Consider the following 17,378-nt stretch of genomic DNA (forward strand, 5'->3'; position numbering starts at 1 on the left):
GACTAAATAGTTAGGGTTTACGTTAATTGAAGTCTATTTTTCCAAAATAGACAAAAAAAGTGAAACATAGGTGCTAGTGGCCTGTACTTAACAATCTGGAATCAGGTGATTGCTTTACTTAGCCACCTGTTCAGCTTCTATCTTGATTCGTAAGCAAGCGTTGCTGTTATTATCGTTCCCTCTGATAGATAAGATACATCACTTAAACCTCGTTAGTTAATGAAAATTAATTTTCGTTTTTTTTGTTATCTACCGTCTACAAAACTAATGTCATGCTTTCGATTGATAGCCAAAGCACCCACAGCTATTCTACTCTGAACACTTTCGTTAATCCTAGCGTTTCATTTACTTCTCTTTTTAACCGCGCGGATTTATGTGCCAGTGACTTTGCTAAACGAAATAAAAACCAAAAAGTATTGACTAAGGCAATACACAATAATACTGTGTATTAAACCAGTGTTACTATCTTAATTTCTTTGGAGGTATTTATGCTTGTAGACACCATTGACAGAGTCAATAAACTTCGCCAAAAAGCACTTTCTGATCCTATGTTTTTACGATCTGCCATAGAACATGAAAAGGCAATTCAAAACATGTCTATAGATTGTAACGATAAGCAAAAAAGAAAAGCACTGGCAGATATATACAATAACTCCCCTAATACAGAGCAATTAAATTAAGCCTCAGGGCAATGAATAGTATTTAATTGAAAGTGAGCAATCATCGTTTCGTCATTGAACTCTTTGATGCTTGCTTTCATCAATCCCGTATCATTAATCATCTTCGCAATCTCATCCACTTTTAATGTCACAATAAAAGCGGACAGAGGTGCTATCTGCTTATTATCATCAGAAAAGCACTCTATAATGTCCTGCTTTGATAAATAAAGAGTTTCATTCTTTTTCGTATCATGGTCATCTATAAGATAGGAATGAATACCATGCTTATCATATAAACAATTCAACAGATCATAGATGCGAGATACGTCATCCATTTCATGATGAACACGCTCTGACAGTGATTTAAGTTCAATTAAACGACGCTCTAAATCCCCTTTCGCATGTCGCCCAATCTGAATAAAAGACTTAATTTCTTTCTTTATCAATTTATATTTTGAATGTGTTAGCTTTGGTTTTAACCATTTAACGACACGTTCATTACGTGTTTTTTTAGGCATAAACTGCGTAGCCTTTGCCACGGCCATGTATAAATGAAGTAGGGCGTTATCAACAGTTTCAAGTAATAATTTGTCGTATTCTTTATGAGGCATATTTTTATCCGTAAAAAAGGATGTATCTCATTAACAAGGTAGCGAACATACAAAACCCATAATAAAGAAAATGAATCTTTATCCTAGTATAACTCAGTTCGTGAGCAATTCCTCAACTCACTGATTTAAGTCATCTAAATGTATATGCTTACTTTACGTTATAGGAATACACTAATCCAACATAACAAACCGAACATCAAAGGAAATAAAGAATGAAATTATGTAAAGCGATAGGGGGGGCAGTTTGGATATCGAAAATTATTGTACGTTAAGAGCGAAATTTGTTTAGTTCATGATGCTAACCTATTGATTACTACAATTGCCTATCGCATTTAAGTTAATGTATTGATGATATTTGTACTACAACGCCCTATCTCATTGGGGTACACCCAAACGAGATAGGTCACATCAAAATCCCTACCGTACAATAATTTTCGATATCCAAATTTACCAACTCAGATTATTTGCAACAACCCCGTTTAGACTAATTTCTAATGCATATTTAAACAAAAACGAGTCATTCATTTATTTCTAATTTAACAATAAATGAATGACTCTCAATATAAAAACGCAGCTTGTATTGATGGTGTAGATCAGTTACATACGCTTCTTGTGGGGGTGATTCTTCACTAAAAGCAGCTTTGAACCGATTTATGATTATGTTCGAATGTAACCAATGACTGTTAGCCCCTGCTAAACTAATTCTAGCGTTGCCTCCATATTGCTTGAGATATAATCACTTTCATCTACTTTAGTCTCTAGCAGTTCATTCGCATAACAAAAGTAACTCAAACCTGCCCATACTTTCTGAGAGCCAATGATATACACTTGTTTTTTAGCACGAGTCACCGCTACATTTAAAATATTAGCTTTACTCGATGCCCAATAAGCAGACCCTTTAGTTACTTCAGAAACACCCAAAACAAATATCACCACTTTCTCTTCTTTCCCTTGGAAGGTATGTACGGTTCCTATTCGACCCTTAACCCATTTGTCTGCTTGCTTCTGAGGGATCCCATTATCAACTAGATGGCTAAGCAGCTCCTCACGCACACCGTGAGCTACTTTTCTAAAAGGCGAAATAATAATATACGTCTGGCAAACATTGTGTTTTTCTAACGTGTTCTAGTACCATTGCCGCAACATATTTCCCTTGATTAGGCACATAATGTTTCCCCTCCACCTCGCCTACAATATCAATCCAAGCACTATGCCCCCAAATATCATGTGTGCGACCTTCTGGTAACTCGCTACCATGAAACATTTTTTCGTTATACGCGATCTTGTTTGAAATACTAAACATTGGTTCATCACAACGACGATGTACACGAAGAGGACTACCTAACCACTCTCCCTGTGCAATCATTTCAGTCCCGTATCGATTAACTCTATCCGCTAACTTTTGTACCGATGTTTTAGTTGGCGACCATACGCGCCATTGTTCTTCACCTAAAATTTCTTTTGCAAACCCTTCAACAAATTCTGGCGGAATAGTAAAAACTGGCTCAATTTGTAAAGGGTCACCGACAACAACTGGTCGCTTTGAACGATATAAAGCACCTACAGCTTGTTGAGGCGAAGCTTGTCCCGCTTCATCAATAAACAACCAGCCAATATCGTCTTTCCCGAAGCTTGAAAACTGACGAGAAACCGAAGCAAATGTTGATGACACCACAGGAATAAACATAAAGAGCCACTGCCAAAGCACTTTATTCGCTTTCTGATCTTTGATGCTATTAGACATTGCACTAGACAAATAGAACACCACACTATTGTTACCTAAGTTAAAGTACTTATAAACAGCAACTACCCACGCTTGATGTAACTCCATCGCTTTAGAAGTTAAATTCACCCGCTTCTGATTTAACTCAATCCCATGAGCAAAAGCTGAACGTTGTAAGTTTGCACACTCTAAATCAGTCATTCCATCATCAAAACATACATCCGTATACTTAGCTTGAAATACGCTACACTTTTCAATCTCTTTATCCAACTCGGACTTAAAGTTACCGACTTTTCGAACCATCAGCGCTTTTTCTTTACAGAGGAGTTCATAGCGTGCTTTCATTTTGGAGAATAACTGTCGTAAGAACCAATATTTTGGCAGAAAAAACAATAAAAATGACAGCTGTTTTTGCTTTAAACGAGCAACAAAAATATTAAGTTTAAGACATCGATAATCCAAGCTGGCAAGCTTTTTTTCGTAAGCGTCTTTAAATCGACGCCTACTAACTGACTCTCAACTTCGTTACCCTCCTCTCATTGTTATTTTTTATTGAAGATATTATGGGAAAACATCGCACTCACTCCGAATGGCAGCATCTAGTTAATATTACGCGAGTAATATTCCTCTTGAGCAGTTTTGCGGTATGAATAATATTAACCCCAACACTTTTTGCCAATATAAACGCTCACTTAGACCGCTAATGGAAGAAGAAGAGGAGCTCCTATCTCCTTTTGCTTTAGTTAAACGCGATGAAATTGATGAAGAAGACAATGTCTTCTTTCCTCCTGAAAATCATCAAGTATTAAATATTCAAGCTGGGGCGTTGCAACTTTCTTTACCTGCTTCGACATCACCACAATGGCTTGCCATGTTGATAAAAGAGGTCATCAAATGAAAATGTTTGTCGATATCTCAATGATTTACCTTCATAAAGCGCCCGTGGACTTTAGAAAAGGAATTAATGGTCTTAGCATGATTGTTGAACAACAGATGGTCATCTCTCCATTTTCTGATGCACTCTTTGTTTTTTGCAATCGACAGAATGATAAAATAAAGGTGTTGTATTGGGACCGGAATGGATTTTGTCTATGGCAAAAACGCCTTGAGGAAGATAAATTCACCTGGCCTAAAAAAATGACCGGAGCAACCGTTTCTTTGACTGAAGAGCAATGGCACTGGCTTCTTAACGGACTCGACATTGACAAAATGCAACCTCATAAGTCTATTCACTATCAAAGTCTAAATTAAGGAGTAGATATTGCTTCGTAAATGGCAATAAACTAAGAGCGCCAAACGTATTATGCTGATATTTTTGTTCACACTATGAATAAAAAATTATCCCATAAAAGTAATGAGCTTGTTTTACTTCGAGCGTTATTTGCAGAAAAAGAAGCTCAAAATAATGAACTTCAACTCACCGTTGATAAACTTAATGACGCTTTGAAAGAAAGTGAAGCTCGTTATCAATCTCTTTTGGAAAAAATGCAGCTTGCTCGTCACCGACAATTTGGCGCGAGCAGTGAATCTTTACCTAAGGAAGATTGTGTTTTCAATGAAGCTGAAGAAGTAAGCTCAGACACCCTATTGATGCGGATTCTCTTGAGCATCAAGGAGCACTAACGAGTGTTGGTGAGTTGCAGCTCAACACGAATGCATTAGATATTCAAAGCAATATAGAAACGCAAGGTAATCTCAATATATCGGCATCATCCGTCACCAATAATGCAGAAGTCATTGCTGGGCAAGACTTGAGTTTATCTGCCGAAAGTTTATCGAACAGTGGAACATTGACCGCAAGTGGTGATACTACCGTATCTTTAACCAATAATTTCACTCATAACTCATCAGGCACGATATCAGGGCAAAATGTCAGTCTCTCGGCGATGCAGTTCGAGAACTTAGGTACGCTTCAAGCGCTGGATAATTTAGGTCTCTCTGTAAATTCAATTGTAAATAAAGGGGGATTGATTGCGCTTGGTGATCTAACCACGACAGTAGCAAGTGATATCAATAACCAAGGGCTAATATACGCGGGCAATAATGCAAATCTGTACTCCAACACGTTGCACAATACGTCTGATATTGTGGTTGGTCATGATTTGCTGATTGCAAAAAATGTGGCTAAACACCAAAATAACAGTGTGACGAACAGCTCTGGAACTATTGAGTCTTTAGGGGGGAATATTGATATTTACACTCATACTCTCACAAATAAACGCACTACTCTGGAAGTAGAAAACACGACGGCTGAGGATAAGCGTGCTCAGTACACTGGCGTCTATAATACGAAAGGCACAGAGCATGAGCCTAAAGTTTATCAATCTCAAACTTGTAGAGACTCAGGTAATGATGCAAGCTCTGGAAAACATTGCACAACCCATTATAATATAGAACCAAGTTATCGTGATTTTACTGTTATCGCATTGAAAGAAGGCTCTCGATTAAAGTCTGCTTCTTTTACTGGGCGTATTATTGCGAAAAAAGATCTAACCATTGGCGCTGGGACCGTCTTAAATGATGCCAGTCAAATAGCAGGAAACAAGGTAACCATTACTGCAAATACCTTGACAAACAGAGGGTATCAACTTGATGAGTATACGACGTATTTCGACTATACGCTGAATGATTCGTGGGGTCCTGATTACCTCCCCTACACACGAACGGCAAGTCGACGAGTGAAAACGGGCGTATCGGGACAGATAAACTCTTCCATCACAGCAAGCAACAAGTTAACTCTCAATGTTGTTAATACGGTCAATAACTCGACATTAAAAGCGAATGCAACGGCAGTAAAGTCGACAACATCCGCAGCACAAGTACAGGCGACGTCATCGGCATCTGTGGCTAACCCGACTATCACGTTTGCAAACATTAATGACATCGCCTTTCCTGAGTTTACGCTCCCTAGTGCGCCAAATGGACTATTTATTCTTTCACCGGATCCTAAAGGTAAGTATTTTATTGAGACGTAAGCGTGCGGGGAACTACACCTTGTCTTTTACATTCCAAGGTAAAAGTGAATCGATATCTGGCGATCCAACACATAAACGATCTAGACAATACCTAATATAATCGTAAGGGATTAATCCGTTTGCCTTTGCTGTTTCTACAATGCTGTAAAGCATTGCACTTGAATCTGCACCAGCCGTTGAACCCGAAAATAACCAGTTTTTCCGGCCGATAACAAACGGTTTAACCGCTCGCTCTGCTCGATTGTTATCAATAGATAACAATCCATCATCAATATAACGAACTAATTTATCCCATTGATTTAATGTATAGCTAATCGCCTCACCTAATTTTGTTTTAGGTGATACTCGACTAACTGCGCTATCAAGCCAATCACGGAGCTCTTTAAGTAAATCGCGGGCTTCTGTCTGCCTAGCAACATACTTGGCTTCAGGGGAAGCCTCTTTTAATAACGATTCGATCCGGTATAGCTTTTGGATTTTACTCAATACCCAATCTGCACTCCCTGTTTTCCCTTTTACTTGAACACGTTGAGCCTCAATAAATCGTCGACGTGCGTGTGCCCAACAGCCAACTAACATCGCTTCAGTTTGTTCATAACCTTGGTAACCATCGGTATGTAAATACCCGTTATAACCTTTTAAAAAGTTAACTGGATGGTAGCCATGCCTGCTAGATTGATAATCATAAAGTACAATTCCAGGCAAAACACCAGAGCCTGGAGAATCATAGCCAGAGCAGTAGACCCACATATAACATTTTGCTTTTTCAACATCCAACACATTTACCGTTGTTTCATCACAATGCAGAGTGGGTTGTTCAAGCAAAATACGATGTAACTCGTTATTAAGAGGGGTAAATAGTACCGAGCATTTTATTAACCAATCCGCCATCGTTCGCCGTCCAATAATGATACCCCATTGCTGAAATAACGTTTCTTGACGATAAAGTGGAAGACTGTATTGAAATTTAGCCGTAATAATTTGAGCAAGTAAACTTGCGGTCGCAATCCCTTTAGGGATTGGTGACGCTGGCATTGGGGCTTGTTTAATGTCTACTGAAGTATTGTTTTTTTCACAATTTCGGCAAGCATATTTAGGACGAACATGTTGAATAACTTCCACTTTAGCTGGTACAAATTCCAACTTTTCACTGATGTCTTTACCCATCGCATGCATCTCTAGACCGCAACACTTACAAGTTTTATCTTTTATGTCGTGGATATAATAACAGTACGCGGTAAGTCTTCAGGTAAGCGTTGGCGTTTTGGCTTTTGACGAGTGTAGGTAATCGTTTGTGTGTCATCATTTTCAATGATGATTTCTTCTTCTGTTTCATTGAATAAATCAAATTGAGTCGAGTCAGATTCACTGCTTTTACCAAAGCGCTGATGTTGAGCCAGCCGAAATTGCTCTAGAAGACGGTTATATTTATTTTCAAGCTGAAGCACAAGTGCTTTCAGCTCGTCAATGGTATCAGGAAGTGGTTTTATTTTATCAGTCATGTAGATGACTATATAACGATAATACAGGTAATCAATCGGTTGCCTCCTATTCTTGACTGAGAATCAACTATTTAAAGGGTTGTTTGATAATGTACCGGTTGATGTCCTAAGATATCAAAACCTTGTAATAGCAGTGTCAGTTGCTGCTCTGATAATGCTAACGTATCGTTATTTATATTTCGTGGCCATTTGAAGCGGTCTTCATCTAATCGCTTGTACCATAAAGCGAATCCTGTTTTATCCCAATACAATATTTTGAGTTTATCACGAGGCTTATTGCAAAATATAAATAGAGCATCACTAAACGGTGATAGTTGCATTTCTTGCTCAACAATCACGACAAGGCCATTAATGGCCTTGCGAAAATCGACAAAATCACGATGAAGATAAATGGTGGAAACATCAGTAAATACATTCATGATTGATACCCTTTTAATAAGAGTCCTATCCAGTGAGGTTCAGTATTAGCTGGCAATGTTAATCGCAATTTTCCGATAGAAAGTTGAATATCTGGTAATTGTGGAGTGGCGATGATAGTTGATGTTAACGCTTCTACTTTCAAGAAAGTAGAAGCGTTAATCTTTTGTTTCCATCGTGCTTTACGTGCACTAAATGTCTTTGGCAGAATATTATGGTTACGACAAAATTCAGCGGCACTAAGCTTGCTAGATTGCTGAGATTCAAATAGAGCGTGCCATTGCTCTGGTGTTCTCTTTTTATCTTTTTGCATAATTACGTTCTCGTTAAATGAAAGATCGTAAGATACGCATAATGAATTTTATTTGTTAGGTGTAGTTCCCCGCACGCTTACACCCTTTCCAAAAAGCAGGGAAGAAAAGAACCAATACCGTTAATATTTCTAGTCGGCCCATTAGCATTCCAATACTTAATATCCATTTAGCCGTATCAGGTAAGGTCGAAAAGTTACCTGTTGGCCCGACAATATGCCCCATCCCGGGACCTACGTTGGCAACTGCCGTGACGGCACTTGTTATGCTCGTTATTGGATCAAGCCCTAAACTGCCTAACAATGCAGAGATAACGATGATGGTTAAGAAAAAAGTAAAAACCAAAGCAACGACAGAGCGTGCGATATCGTCAGTAACTTGTCGTCCGTTATAACGTTGAACAAAAATACCGGATGGATGAATTAGCTTCATCATTTGTTTTTTCAACATGGTTGCTGCTATTTGAAAACGGAATATTTTTATCCCACCAGCCGTTGATCCTGAACATGCGCCCGCCATCATAACAAAAGCAAAGATAATTGCTGGGAATGCGCCCCAAGCGGTAAAGTCATCTAAACCAAATCCCGTCGTCGTAATCACTGAAATGATGTTAAATACGGACACTCGCAAGGCATCCATAATTTCATAGTCATTATGATAAACCAACCACGCGGCTACCGATAAGCTAGTGATTAATATGAGTTTGAGATAACCAATAACTTGGGCATCTTTAAATAGGACTTTTGGATCTCGTTTTTTCAATACTTGGATAAAAAGTAAAAATGGTAAACCGCCGGTAAACATAAAGAAGGCTGCAACCCAATGGGTGCTATTGGAGAAGCGATTCATTGAGCTATCAGAGGTAGAGTACCCTCCTGTCGATAGCGTAGTGAAGGCATGGTTTATGGCTTCGAACGGTGTCATACCAGTAACGAGATAACTTAGAAAACAAAGTAAAGTTAAGGTTAAGTACACGTTTACAATGTATTTTGCGACATATTTAGTTCGAGGAGCACTTTTATCTGACCAGTCGGAGGACTCCGTTTGGAAAAGCCTCATACCACCGACATTCAGCATTGGAAGTACGGCCACTGCCATTACGATAAAGCCAACGCCACCTAACCACTGCAACGTCGATCGCCACAATAGAATGCTTGGAGCCATCTCATCAAGACCACTGAGAACAGTCGAACCTGTCGTTGTAATACCTGACATTGTTTCAAAGTACGCGTCAGTAAAACTGATGTGGTTGATGAAGACAAAAGGCAGAGCAGCAAAGGCACTGGCAATTGTCCAGACTAGTGTCGTGATAAGGAACATATCCCGAACGCTCATTTTAAACTGTTTACTGCGACCAAAAGTTAAACAAGCAAATGCTACTATGTGAGTAATAGCAACCGCTTGTGCAAACTCAATAAAGCCAGCTGTACCAGTAAAAAGAGCAACAAGAGTTGGGATATACATGAATAGGGCTAGCTTAGACAGCACAAGCCCTATAACAAATAAGATCGGTTTATAATTGACCATAATTACAGAAAGAACGGGCTCGGTTGGAATAGGCGTTCAACATCCTGAACGTATTTTTTATCCACTAGGAACATAACAACGTGATCATCTTGTTCTATCACGGTTTTATCGTGTGCGATGAGAACTTCTTCGCCACGAACGATGGCACCAATGGTGGTACCCGGGGGAAGTTTAATATTTTGTACTTCTTTCCCGACGACCTTAGAGGTTGTTTCGTCACCATGCGCAATGGCTTCTATCGCTTCTGCAGCACCACGACGAAGAGAGGATACATTGACGATATCAGCACGACGAACATGGGTTAGTAAGGCTGAGATGGTTGCTTGTTGTGGAGAAATAGCAACATCGATCACTCCACCTTGAACTAAATCGACGTAAGCACTGCGTTGGATCAGTACCATTACTTTTTTGGCTCCCATGCGCTTGGCGAGCATGGCAGACATAATATTCGCTTCATCTTCATTGGTTACGGCGATGAAGACATCCACTTGGTCGATGTGTTCTTCACTGAGCAACTCTTGATCTGCCGCGTCGCCACAAAAAACGATACTTTCTTCGAGTAATTCGGATAATTGCTCTGCACGTTTTAAATTACGTTCGATCAGTTTTACGCTGTAATTCTGTTCTAAACGTTTTGCTAAACCGGCACCAATATTACCGCCACCAACGATCATTATGCGTTTATATGGTCGTTCAAGGCGTTGTAATTCACTCATTACAGAACGAATATGATTACTTGCCGCAACAAAGAAAACTTCATCATCCGCTTCAATAACGGTTGTTCCTTGCGGACGAATAGGACGTCCTTGACGGAAAATAGCTGCAACACGTGTATCAATGTGAGGCATGTGGTCGCGAAGCGCTGATAACGCATTACCAACCAATGGGCCTCCATAGTAGGCTTTTACCGCAACTAAGCTGACCTTCTTTTCAGCAAAGCTAGCCACTTGCAGTGCCCCTGGGTATTCAATCAAACGTTCAATATAACCGGTAACCAATTCTTCAGGAGCAATTAAGTGATCCACTGGAATTGCATCAGATTGGAATAAACGTTCTTTTTCTTTTAAGTATTCTGGTGAACGAATACGAGCAATACGGTTTGGTGTATTAAATAAGGTAAATGCGATCTGACAAGCGATCATATTCGTTTCGTCAGAGTTGGTGACAGCAACCAACATGTCCGCATCTTGTGCCCCTGCTTCTCTCAAAGTATCAGGATGGCTAGCAAACCCTTGAACAACGCGTAAGTCATACTTATCTTGCAGCTCACGTAATCGCTCTGAGCTTTTATCTACAACGGTAATATCGTTGTTTTCGCCCACCAAGTTTTCAGCTAATGTGCCGCCAACCTGCCCTGCACCTAAGATTATAATTTTCATACCGATTGCTCGCTCGTGAGTCGATTATGCTTTTTGTAGAACGGCGTAATAGAAGCCATCCATATTTTCTTCACCAGGAAGAATTTGACGTCCAGGTTTTGCTGGGTCTGTATTATCCACCAGAGACGCGTTTTCAGTACGTTCTAAAAAGGCTTTTACTTGATCACCGTTTTCTTGTGGTGTGATTGAGCAAGTTGCATACACCATGGTGCCGCCTGATTTTAGTTGTAGCCACATTGCATCAAAGATTTCACTTTGTAATTCTGCAAGTGCCTTGATGTCTTCTGAACGACGTAGCCATTTAATATCTGGGTGGCGGCGGATAACTCCGGTTGCAGAACAAGGCGCATCTAATAAAATGCGATCAAATTGTTCACCTTGCCACCATTCTTCAGGGTGACGAGCATCGCCACAAATCACTTTAGCTTCAAGATTTAAACGTTCTAGATTTTCGTAAACACGGGTTAAGCGAGTTTCATCACAATCAATAGCGACAACGTTGGTGTTTTTAGTGCGCTCTAGAATGTGCGCCGTTTTACCACCTGGAGCGGCACAGCAATCTAAAATCAGCTCACCATCTTGTGGTTGTAGATACTCAACAGATAGCTGTGCAGCGGCATCTTGTACGGATACCCACCCTTTTTCGAAGCCTGGCAATGTAAATACATCACGCGCTTTATCTAATAACAAAGCGTCTGTTGCTTGGCTGTGAGGGGTTACTGCAATCTCTTCTTTTTCAAGTAATGCAATGTATTCATCACGAGTGTGGTGTTGGCTATTAACTCGTAACCACATAGGTGCTTTGCTGTTGTTTGCTTCAACAATCGATTCCCATTGTGTTGGGTACGCTTCTTTTAGCATTTTTAGCAACCAACCAGGGTGACCGTATTTACCTGAATCGTGACTGATTGATTTTGCATCTAATTCTTCTTGGCTACGTTGGTAGCTTCGAAGTACACCGTTGATCAAACCACGCAGTTTTGGACCTTTTAGGTTTTTAGTGCCTTCAACGGTTTCGCCTACCGCAGCGTGTGCAGGAATACGCATGAAACTAAGTTGATAAATACCAACTAGGATCAGATGATGGAAAACACGTTGCTTTCCTTTTAATGGTTTATCCATTAAGGATTGAGCAACCGACTCTAAACGAGGAAGAAAGCGCAGTACGCCGTAGCAAATTTCTTGCAATAAGGCTTGGTCACGAGGCTTGATCTCAGATTGAGCCTTTGGAAGCGCTGAAGAGAGAGAATGACCCTGATCGACAACTTGATAAATAACTTTGGCTGCCGCAGCACGAACGTTCATGTCATCACCTAAATATGATTGGCAAAATAAAATGGCAAATACGATATTTGCCATTTAAAAAGTAAGGTGGCGATTATGCCACCTTTTTTATGTTTTGAAGAGTTAGTTCAGTGTATTACCCACTTCGAACCATTCTTTACGAGAATTCAAAATATCTTGAACGCCCATTGCTTTCTTTCCGGGTACTTGCAGTTGTTCAAATACGATCGCATTTGAGCTTGTTGCTACATAAATACCCGTTTTATCTGCCTGAATGATCGTACCTGGCGTTGCATCACCTTCGTAGGTTTCAACACGGGACTGCCATACTTTGATGGCTTTATCGTCCACAGAGAAGTGACTCATCGGCCAAGGATTAAACGCTCGAACACAACGTTCAATCGTCTCTGCATCCATTGTCCAATCGATTTTAGCTTCTTCTTTACTTAATTTTTTTGCGTAGTTGGCTTTTTCATCATTTTGTTTTTCTGCAAGGGCATTGCCGTTTGCAATATCTGATAAGCAATTAACTAAAGCAATAGGACCAAGCTCTGCAAGTTTGTTGTACATCGATGCGCTTGTATCGGTCGCTTCTATTGGCAGTGTGGTGATATTTAGCATGTCACCAGTATCTAAACCGATGTCCATTTGCATAATTGTCACGCCAGTTTCTGCGTCGCCAGCCCAAATTGAACGTTGGATAGGAGCGGCACCACGCCAGCGAGGTAAAATAGAACCGTGAACATTAATACAACCGAGTTTTGGTGTATCAAGCACTGCTTGTGGTAATAATAAACCATAAGCAACCACAACCATTAAATCTGCATTTTGGTCAGCTAATTCTTGTTTCGCGTCATCGCTTTTAAAGTTCTCTGGTTGGAAAACTGGAATCGCATGTTTTAGTGCCAATTCTTTCACAGGACTTGCCGTGAGTTTCTTCCCTCGACCCGCAGGGCGATCTGGCTGTGTATAAACACCAATAATCTCGTGATGAGAATCAAGTAGAGCGGCTAAATGGCGAGCCGCGAAATCAGGCGTACCTGCAAATATAATGCGTAAGGGTTTGTTCAAGTTAACCTCGGTCATCATGACTAATTTTTTTCGTTGAATTTTTTGATTTTTTCTAGCTTCTCTTTGATGCGTTTGCGCTTTAATGGCGACAAGTAATCAACGAATAATTTACCTTCAAGGTGATCTAATTCGTGTTGCACGCAGATTGCTAGTAAATCATCAGCATCAAAGCTAAATTCATTTCCATCACGATCCAATGCCGTTACTGACACTTCAGCAGAACGAGGAACCATTCCTTTTGCGCCAGGAACAGATAAACAACCTTCTTCTATACCGTCATCACCACTTTTTTGTGTAATAACAGGATTGATTAATACCATTGGTTCATCGCGTGTCTCTGATACATCGATAACCACGATACGTTGATGGAAATCGACTTGCGTTGCAGCAAGGCCAATGCCTTCTTCGTCATACATGGTTTCAATCATATCATCGATGAATGTTTGGATTTCAGGTGTTACTGTTTTTACCGGTTTTGCTACGGTGCGTAGACGGTCGTCCGGGAACGTTAATACTTCTAATACGGCCATAATTACTCTAAATATTGAACTGCGCCGAAAACGGCATAAACCTAATAGCTCCAATTCTAGACATTTTATTAAGCAAATGACAGCATCGGTTCGAATGTCTGACAAGGAAAGCGGATCATGTTTAAAAAAATGCTGATATTAACCTCACTATTCACCACTATAACGCTATCTCCACTGTCTTTTTCTAACGAAGATAAGTTGATGTTAAAAAAGGATTACCCTGACACGTATACCGTAGAAAAAGGGGATACGTTATGGGATATATCCGCTCTCTTTCTTGATAACCCTTGGTTTTGGCCAAAGCTATGGAAAATTAACCCTGATATCAATAATCCTCATTTAATTTATCCCGGAGATAAGTTGAGCTTAAGTTGGCATAACGGAAACCCTGTTTTAAGTCTTAAGCCGTTGCAAAAATTATCACCCAAAACTCGGATCATAGAAAAAGAAGCGGTTCCGACGTTAGCGCCGAGTTTAGTTGTTCCCTATTTAAAATCAGATCGTTTAATTGATGATGTTAATTATCGAGCGGCTTATCGAGTGTTGGGTACGAGTGACGGACGTAAGTTTCTTAGTTCAAATGAGCGAGTCTATGTTGATGGTGAACTTTCACATAAGGAATGGGGTATTTATCGCGTAATTAATGAATTTAAACGTAGAGATAATAAAGAAAAAGCGTACGCACTGAAATCGATAGGTACTGCAGAATTGGTAGACAGCACGGAAGAATTTAGTGGATTGAGAGTCCTTAAACAACAACAAGAAATCACGATAAATGACATTGTTTTACCGTTAGACGGTAAGAGTAACTTATCACTAACCACTACGTTTTATCCGTTGCCCGCACCAACAAATAGTAAGGCTTCATTATTGGGTTCTATTGATGGCGGAGACTATTTGGCGGTTAATCAAGTGGCGGTGATAGATAAAGGGACAAATGACGGGTTACAACAAGGAAGTATGTTCGCATTAAAAGAAAAAGGGTACGCAGTAAAAGGAGATAAAGGTGAATATCATTATGATGACGAAAACAATAAAAAGAGTATTCAGTTACCAGAAACGGTGGTTGGAGAGCTGATAGTGATTCGTCCTTATGAATCATTTAGTTTAGCGTTAATAACTCGCAGTGAAACGCCTATTCATAAGCGAATGATTGTGACCTCACCACAGACAAAATAGAGGGATTGATGTTTAACTCAGATAAACACTTATCTGCATGGTTAACTCTGTGCTTTTGTCCTCGAATTGGTGGGAAGGTAATGTCTCGCCTACTTGCCATTGATTCTGTTGAAAATATTGTAAAGTACGATAAGGATAAATTGCAATCGATAGGGCTTTCTTGTGCGCAAATTGCTTACATCCAGGCTGTGAATCATGAAGAAGTAGATAAATGCTTATTGTGGGAAGATGGAGATTCTCTTAATACCATTTTAACGTTATCTGATCCTCGCTATCCGAAGTTATTATCTGAAATAAGCGCCCCGCCGCCAGTATTATTTGTTAAAGGTGATGTTTTGGCGCTATCTGAACCTCAAGTGGCTATTGTCGGTAGCCGTAATGCTAGCCTAGAAGGTTTAGAATGTGCGAAGCAATTTGCGGCTTCCATTGTGCAGCATAATTATGTCGTTACTAGTGGTTTAGCTCTAGGGGTTGATGGATACGCCCATCATGGGGCGATTGAAGCGAAAGGACAAACTATTGCAGTACTTGGTTCTGGGTTAAACAAGGTATATCCAGCAAAACACAGAACGCTGGCTGATCGTGTGATTCATAATGGGGCTTTAGTTTCTGAGTTTAGGCCAGATTCTCCCCCACGAGCGGACAATTTTCCTCGTCGAAATCGCATTATTAGTGGGTTATCTACCGGGGTACTCGTTGTGGAAGCGGCTGAACGTTCTGGTTCTTTGATTACTGCAAGGTATGCGAATGAGCAAGGGCGAGAAGTGTTTGCTTTACCGGGATCAATACATAACCCTACAGCTCAAGGTTCTAATTCTTTAATTAAAGCCGGTGCAAAGCTGGTTTCGTCACCGGAAGACATTTTTGAAGAGATCGGAGCATTAACCTATTGTGCAATCTCTCATCAACCTTCGCTTTTTGAGCAAGAAGTTGTCACAGAACAATTGCCATTTCCCAAAGTGTTCGCTACCGTAGGCATAGAGGCGACGCCTGTTGATATAATAGCAGAGCGATGTCAGACGCCTGTACATGAAATCATGATGCAATTACTTGAATTAGAGTTGCAAGGTTTCATCACTGCAGTCCCAGGGGGTTACATTAAAAAGCGGAGGGGCTAATCATGATGGATGTTCTGATGTATCTATTTGAAACGTATATCCATAGCGATATCGAATTAACAGTAGATCAAGAAAAACTAGAAGACGAATTACTAAAAGCAGGGTTTCACCAAGAGGCGATATATAAAGCGCTTGATTGGTTAGAAGACCTTGCTCATTTACAAGAAACTGACTCTCATGAGCATATTGCTAAGAGTACGTCGACGGCCATGCGAATTTATACTCAGCAAGAAATTGATGGTATTGATACGGTTTGCCGTGGGTTCTTATTGTTCCTTGAGCAAATTAAAGTATTAACGTGTGAAACTCGTGAAATGGTCATTGAACAAGTCATGACGTTAGAAACGGAAGATCTTTCTCTTGATGATCTGAAGTGGGTTATCTTAATGGTGCTATTTAATGTACCAGGACAAGAAAGTGCGTATACCCAGATGGAAGAGTTACTTTATACTTCAGATACAGGTATGACTCATTAAGGTTAATGAATGTCAGGTAAAATAAACAAGCAACTGTTTCAAGCGCATGAACATGCATTAGATCATGAATCTTGCCCACAATGCAGTGGTGAACTTGCCATTCGTTATGGTAAGCGTGGTCCGTTTTTAGGTTGTGGTAATTACCCTGAGTGCGATTATATTCGCCCTCTTAAAAGTAATGACGGTCATGTAGTTAAAGAGCTTGGTATTCCCTGCCCTGAATGTGACAGTGAACTTGTTTTACGACAAGGCCGATATGGAATGTTTATAGGGTGTTCTTCATACCCAGAGTGTTCTCATATTGAATCGTTAGAACAGAAAAAAGAAGAACCTAAAGAGCTATTGGCTTGCCCTAGTTGTCATTCTGGATCTTTACATGAGAAACAGTCTCGTTTTGGTAAGACTTTCTATGCTTGTGATGCTTATCCTGTTTGTCGTTTTGTTGTTAATTTTGCGCCAGAAAAAGGCATATGTCAGCAGTGTGGTTTTGAGTTGTTGCTAAGAAAAGAAATAGCAACAGGTTTAAAATTGGTTTGTGCAGATAAAAAGTGCAGTGTGGTACAAGATATAAAAAAATAGAGCATTGATGAATGCTCTATTCTATTGAGGTGTATCT

Annotated in this window: 19 protein-coding genes and 1 pseudogene; 9 read left to right on the top strand and 11 right to left on the bottom strand. The window is 40.0% G+C overall.

Annotation, left to right across the window (positions count from 1 at the left end; translation table 11 throughout):
* Positions 1 to 488: 488 nt before the first annotated feature.
* Complete coding sequence (locus VSAL_RS00420) at positions 489 to 680, top strand: hypothetical protein (protein WP_044583146.1); 192 nt, start codon at positions 489 to 491, stop codon at positions 678 to 680.
* Here VSAL_RS00420 and VSAL_RS00425 read toward each other — a convergent pair.
* The 3 genes from VSAL_RS00425 to VSAL_RS00430 all read right to left on the bottom strand — a co-directional run bounded on the left by VSAL_RS00425 (position 677) and on the right by VSAL_RS00430 (position 3,338).
* Complete coding sequence (locus tag VSAL_RS00425; RefSeq protein ID WP_012548965.1) at positions 677 to 1,270, bottom strand: DUF2913 family protein; 594 nt, start codon at positions 1,268 to 1,270, stop codon at positions 677 to 679. The two genes, VSAL_RS00420 and VSAL_RS00425, sit on opposite strands and share 4 nt — an antisense overlap.
* A gap of 693 nt (positions 1,271 to 1,963) precedes the next feature.
* Complete coding sequence (locus VSAL_RS23730; protein WP_231850863.1) at positions 1,964 to 2,323, bottom strand: AAA domain-containing protein; 360 nt, start codon at positions 2,321 to 2,323, stop codon at positions 1,964 to 1,966.
* A gap of 16 nt (positions 2,324 to 2,339) precedes the next feature.
* Positions 2,340 to 3,338 carry a DEAD/DEAH box helicase gene (locus VSAL_RS00430; RefSeq protein ID WP_231850864.1) on the bottom strand — a complete coding sequence of 333 codons (999 nt, stop codon included), beginning with the start codon at positions 3,336 to 3,338 and terminating at the stop codon, positions 2,340 to 2,342.
* A gap of 358 nt (positions 3,339 to 3,696) precedes the next feature.
* Here VSAL_RS00430 and VSAL_RS00435 point away from each other — a divergent pair, with 358 nt between their 5' ends.
* The 4 genes from VSAL_RS00435 to VSAL_RS00450 all read left to right on the top strand — a co-directional run bounded on the left by VSAL_RS00435 (position 3,697) and on the right by VSAL_RS00450 (position 5,968).
* Positions 3,697 to 3,891: a hypothetical protein gene (locus VSAL_RS00435; protein ID WP_044583147.1), complete on the top strand. Its 195-nt coding sequence runs from the start codon at positions 3,697 to 3,699 to the stop codon at positions 3,889 to 3,891.
* Positions 3,888 to 4,244: an IS66 family insertion sequence element accessory protein TnpB gene (gene tnpB / locus VSAL_RS00440; RefSeq protein ID WP_012548966.1), complete on the top strand. Its 357-nt coding sequence runs from the start codon at positions 3,888 to 3,890 to the stop codon at positions 4,242 to 4,244. The genes VSAL_RS00435 and tnpB (VSAL_RS00440) overlap by 4 nt, the downstream gene beginning before the upstream one ends.
* A gap of 75 nt (positions 4,245 to 4,319) precedes the next feature.
* On the top strand, positions 4,320 to 4,616 hold the full coding sequence (locus tag VSAL_RS00445; RefSeq protein WP_012548967.1) for a hypothetical protein: 297 nt from the start codon (positions 4,320 to 4,322) through the stop codon (positions 4,614 to 4,616).
* A gap of 14 nt (positions 4,617 to 4,630) precedes the next feature.
* Entirely contained in the window at positions 4,631 to 5,968 is a 1,338-nt protein-coding gene (locus tag VSAL_RS00450; protein ID WP_044583148.1) for a hypothetical protein, read from the top strand.
* Positions 5,969 to 5,980: 12 nt separating this feature from the next.
* On the opposite strand, the pseudogene VSAL_RS00455 reads toward VSAL_RS00450, so the two are convergent.
* From VSAL_RS00455 to def, 8 genes and pseudogenes are all read right to left on the bottom strand, one after another.
* Positions 5,981 to 7,470 (bottom strand): annotated as a pseudogene (locus VSAL_RS00455) (IS66-like element ISVsa2 family transposase).
* Positions 7,471 to 7,541: 71 nt separating this feature from the next.
* Positions 7,542 to 7,889, bottom strand: coding sequence for an IS66 family insertion sequence element accessory protein TnpB (tnpB, locus tag VSAL_RS00460; protein WP_012548924.1), 348 nt, complete (start codon positions 7,887 to 7,889; stop codon positions 7,542 to 7,544).
* Positions 7,886 to 8,200 carry an IS66 family insertion sequence element accessory protein TnpA gene (gene tnpA, locus VSAL_RS00465; protein WP_012548925.1) on the bottom strand — a complete coding sequence of 105 codons (315 nt, stop codon included), beginning with the start codon at positions 8,198 to 8,200 and terminating at the stop codon, positions 7,886 to 7,888. Before tnpA ends, tnpB (VSAL_RS00460) begins: the two co-directional genes overlap by 4 nt.
* 55 nt (positions 8,201 to 8,255) lie before the next feature.
* Positions 8,256 to 9,725: a TrkH family potassium uptake protein gene (locus VSAL_RS00470; RefSeq protein ID WP_044583149.1), complete on the bottom strand. Its 1,470-nt coding sequence runs from the start codon at positions 9,723 to 9,725 to the stop codon at positions 8,256 to 8,258.
* A 2-nt stretch (positions 9,726 to 9,727) separates the two neighbouring features.
* Positions 9,728 to 11,104, bottom strand: coding sequence for a Trk system potassium transporter TrkA (gene trkA, locus VSAL_RS23150; RefSeq protein ID WP_012548968.1), 1,377 nt, complete (start codon positions 11,102 to 11,104; stop codon positions 9,728 to 9,730).
* Between the two features lie 24 nt (positions 11,105 to 11,128).
* Complete coding sequence (rsmB, locus tag VSAL_RS23155) at positions 11,129 to 12,409, bottom strand: 16S rRNA (cytosine(967)-C(5))-methyltransferase RsmB (RefSeq protein ID WP_044583361.1); 1,281 nt, start codon at positions 12,407 to 12,409, stop codon at positions 11,129 to 11,131.
* 102 nt (positions 12,410 to 12,511) lie between these two features.
* Positions 12,512 to 13,459 (bottom strand): methionyl-tRNA formyltransferase, encoded by a 948-nt coding sequence (fmt, locus tag VSAL_RS00485; RefSeq protein ID WP_023604459.1) that lies wholly within the window; start codon positions 13,457 to 13,459, stop codon positions 12,512 to 12,514.
* Between the two features lie 20 nt (positions 13,460 to 13,479).
* On the bottom strand, positions 13,480 to 13,989 hold the full coding sequence (def, locus tag VSAL_RS00490) for a peptide deformylase (RefSeq protein ID WP_012548971.1): 510 nt from the start codon (positions 13,987 to 13,989) through the stop codon (positions 13,480 to 13,482).
* Positions 13,990 to 14,106: 117 nt separating this feature from the next.
* On the opposite strand from def, the gene VSAL_RS00495 reads away from it, so the two are divergent.
* From VSAL_RS00495 to VSAL_RS00510, 4 genes are read left to right on the top strand one after another with little or no spacing between them, the layout of a single operon-like run.
* Positions 14,107 to 15,168, top strand: a complete 1,062-nt coding sequence (locus VSAL_RS00495) for a LysM peptidoglycan-binding domain-containing protein (RefSeq protein WP_012548972.1) — start codon at positions 14,107 to 14,109, stop codon at positions 15,166 to 15,168.
* Positions 15,169 to 15,176: 8 nt separating this feature from the next.
* Positions 15,177 to 16,286 (top strand): DNA-processing protein DprA, encoded by a 1,110-nt coding sequence (dprA, locus tag VSAL_RS00500; RefSeq protein WP_012548973.1) that lies wholly within the window; start codon positions 15,177 to 15,179, stop codon positions 16,284 to 16,286.
* Between the two features lie 2 nt (positions 16,287 to 16,288).
* Positions 16,289 to 16,762, top strand: coding sequence for a DUF494 family protein (locus VSAL_RS00505; RefSeq protein ID WP_012548974.1), 474 nt, complete (start codon positions 16,289 to 16,291; stop codon positions 16,760 to 16,762).
* A 9-nt stretch (positions 16,763 to 16,771) separates the two neighbouring features.
* Positions 16,772 to 17,341 (top strand): DNA topoisomerase family protein, encoded by a 570-nt coding sequence (locus VSAL_RS00510; protein ID WP_012548975.1) that lies wholly within the window; start codon positions 16,772 to 16,774, stop codon positions 17,339 to 17,341.
* The last annotated feature ends 37 nt before the right edge of the window (positions 17,342 to 17,378 follow it).

This window comes from Aliivibrio salmonicida LFI1238 (assembly GCF_000196495.1).
GTDB classification, from domain to species: Bacteria; Pseudomonadota; Gammaproteobacteria; order Enterobacterales; family Vibrionaceae; genus Aliivibrio; species Aliivibrio salmonicida.

Coding starts and splice junctions, on each gene's coding strand:
- VSAL_RS00420 (WP_044583146.1), top strand. CDS start 489: ATGCTTGTAGACACCATTGACAGAGTCAATAAACTTCGCCAAAAAGCA.
- VSAL_RS00425 (WP_012548965.1), bottom strand. CDS start 1,270: ATGCCTCATAAAGAATACGACAAATTATTACTTGAAACTGTTGATAAC.
- VSAL_RS00430 (WP_231850864.1), bottom strand. CDS start 3,338: ATGAAAGCACGCTATGAACTCCTCTGTAAAGAAAAAGCGCTGATGGTT.
- VSAL_RS00435 (WP_044583147.1), top strand. CDS start 3,697: ATGGAAGAAGAAGAGGAGCTCCTATCTCCTTTTGCTTTAGTTAAACGC.
- tnpB (WP_012548966.1), top strand. CDS start 3,888: ATGAAAATGTTTGTCGATATCTCAATGATTTACCTTCATAAAGCGCCC.
- VSAL_RS00445 (WP_012548967.1), top strand. CDS start 4,320: ATGAATAAAAAATTATCCCATAAAAGTAATGAGCTTGTTTTACTTCGA.
- tnpB (WP_012548924.1), bottom strand. CDS start 7,889: ATGAATGTATTTACTGATGTTTCCACCATTTATCTTCATCGTGATTTT.
- tnpA (WP_012548925.1), bottom strand. CDS start 8,200: ATGCAAAAAGATAAAAAGAGAACACCAGAGCAATGGCACGCTCTATTT.
- VSAL_RS00470 (WP_044583149.1), bottom strand. CDS start 9,725: ATGGTCAATTATAAACCGATCTTATTTGTTATAGGGCTTGTGCTGTCT.
- trkA (WP_012548968.1), bottom strand. CDS start 11,104: ATGAAAATTATAATCTTAGGTGCAGGGCAGGTTGGCGGCACATTAGCT.
- rsmB (WP_044583361.1), bottom strand. CDS start 12,409: ATGAACGTTCGTGCTGCGGCAGCCAAAGTTATTTATCAAGTTGTCGAT.
- def (WP_012548971.1), bottom strand. CDS start 13,989: ATGGCCGTATTAGAAGTATTAACGTTCCCGGACGACCGTCTACGCACC.
- VSAL_RS00495 (WP_012548972.1), top strand. CDS start 14,107: ATGTTTAAAAAAATGCTGATATTAACCTCACTATTCACCACTATAACG.
- dprA (WP_012548973.1), top strand. CDS start 15,177: ATGTTTAACTCAGATAAACACTTATCTGCATGGTTAACTCTGTGCTTT.
- VSAL_RS00505 (WP_012548974.1), top strand. CDS start 16,289: ATGATGGATGTTCTGATGTATCTATTTGAAACGTATATCCATAGCGAT.
- VSAL_RS00510 (WP_012548975.1), top strand. CDS start 16,772: ATGTCAGGTAAAATAAACAAGCAACTGTTTCAAGCGCATGAACATGCA.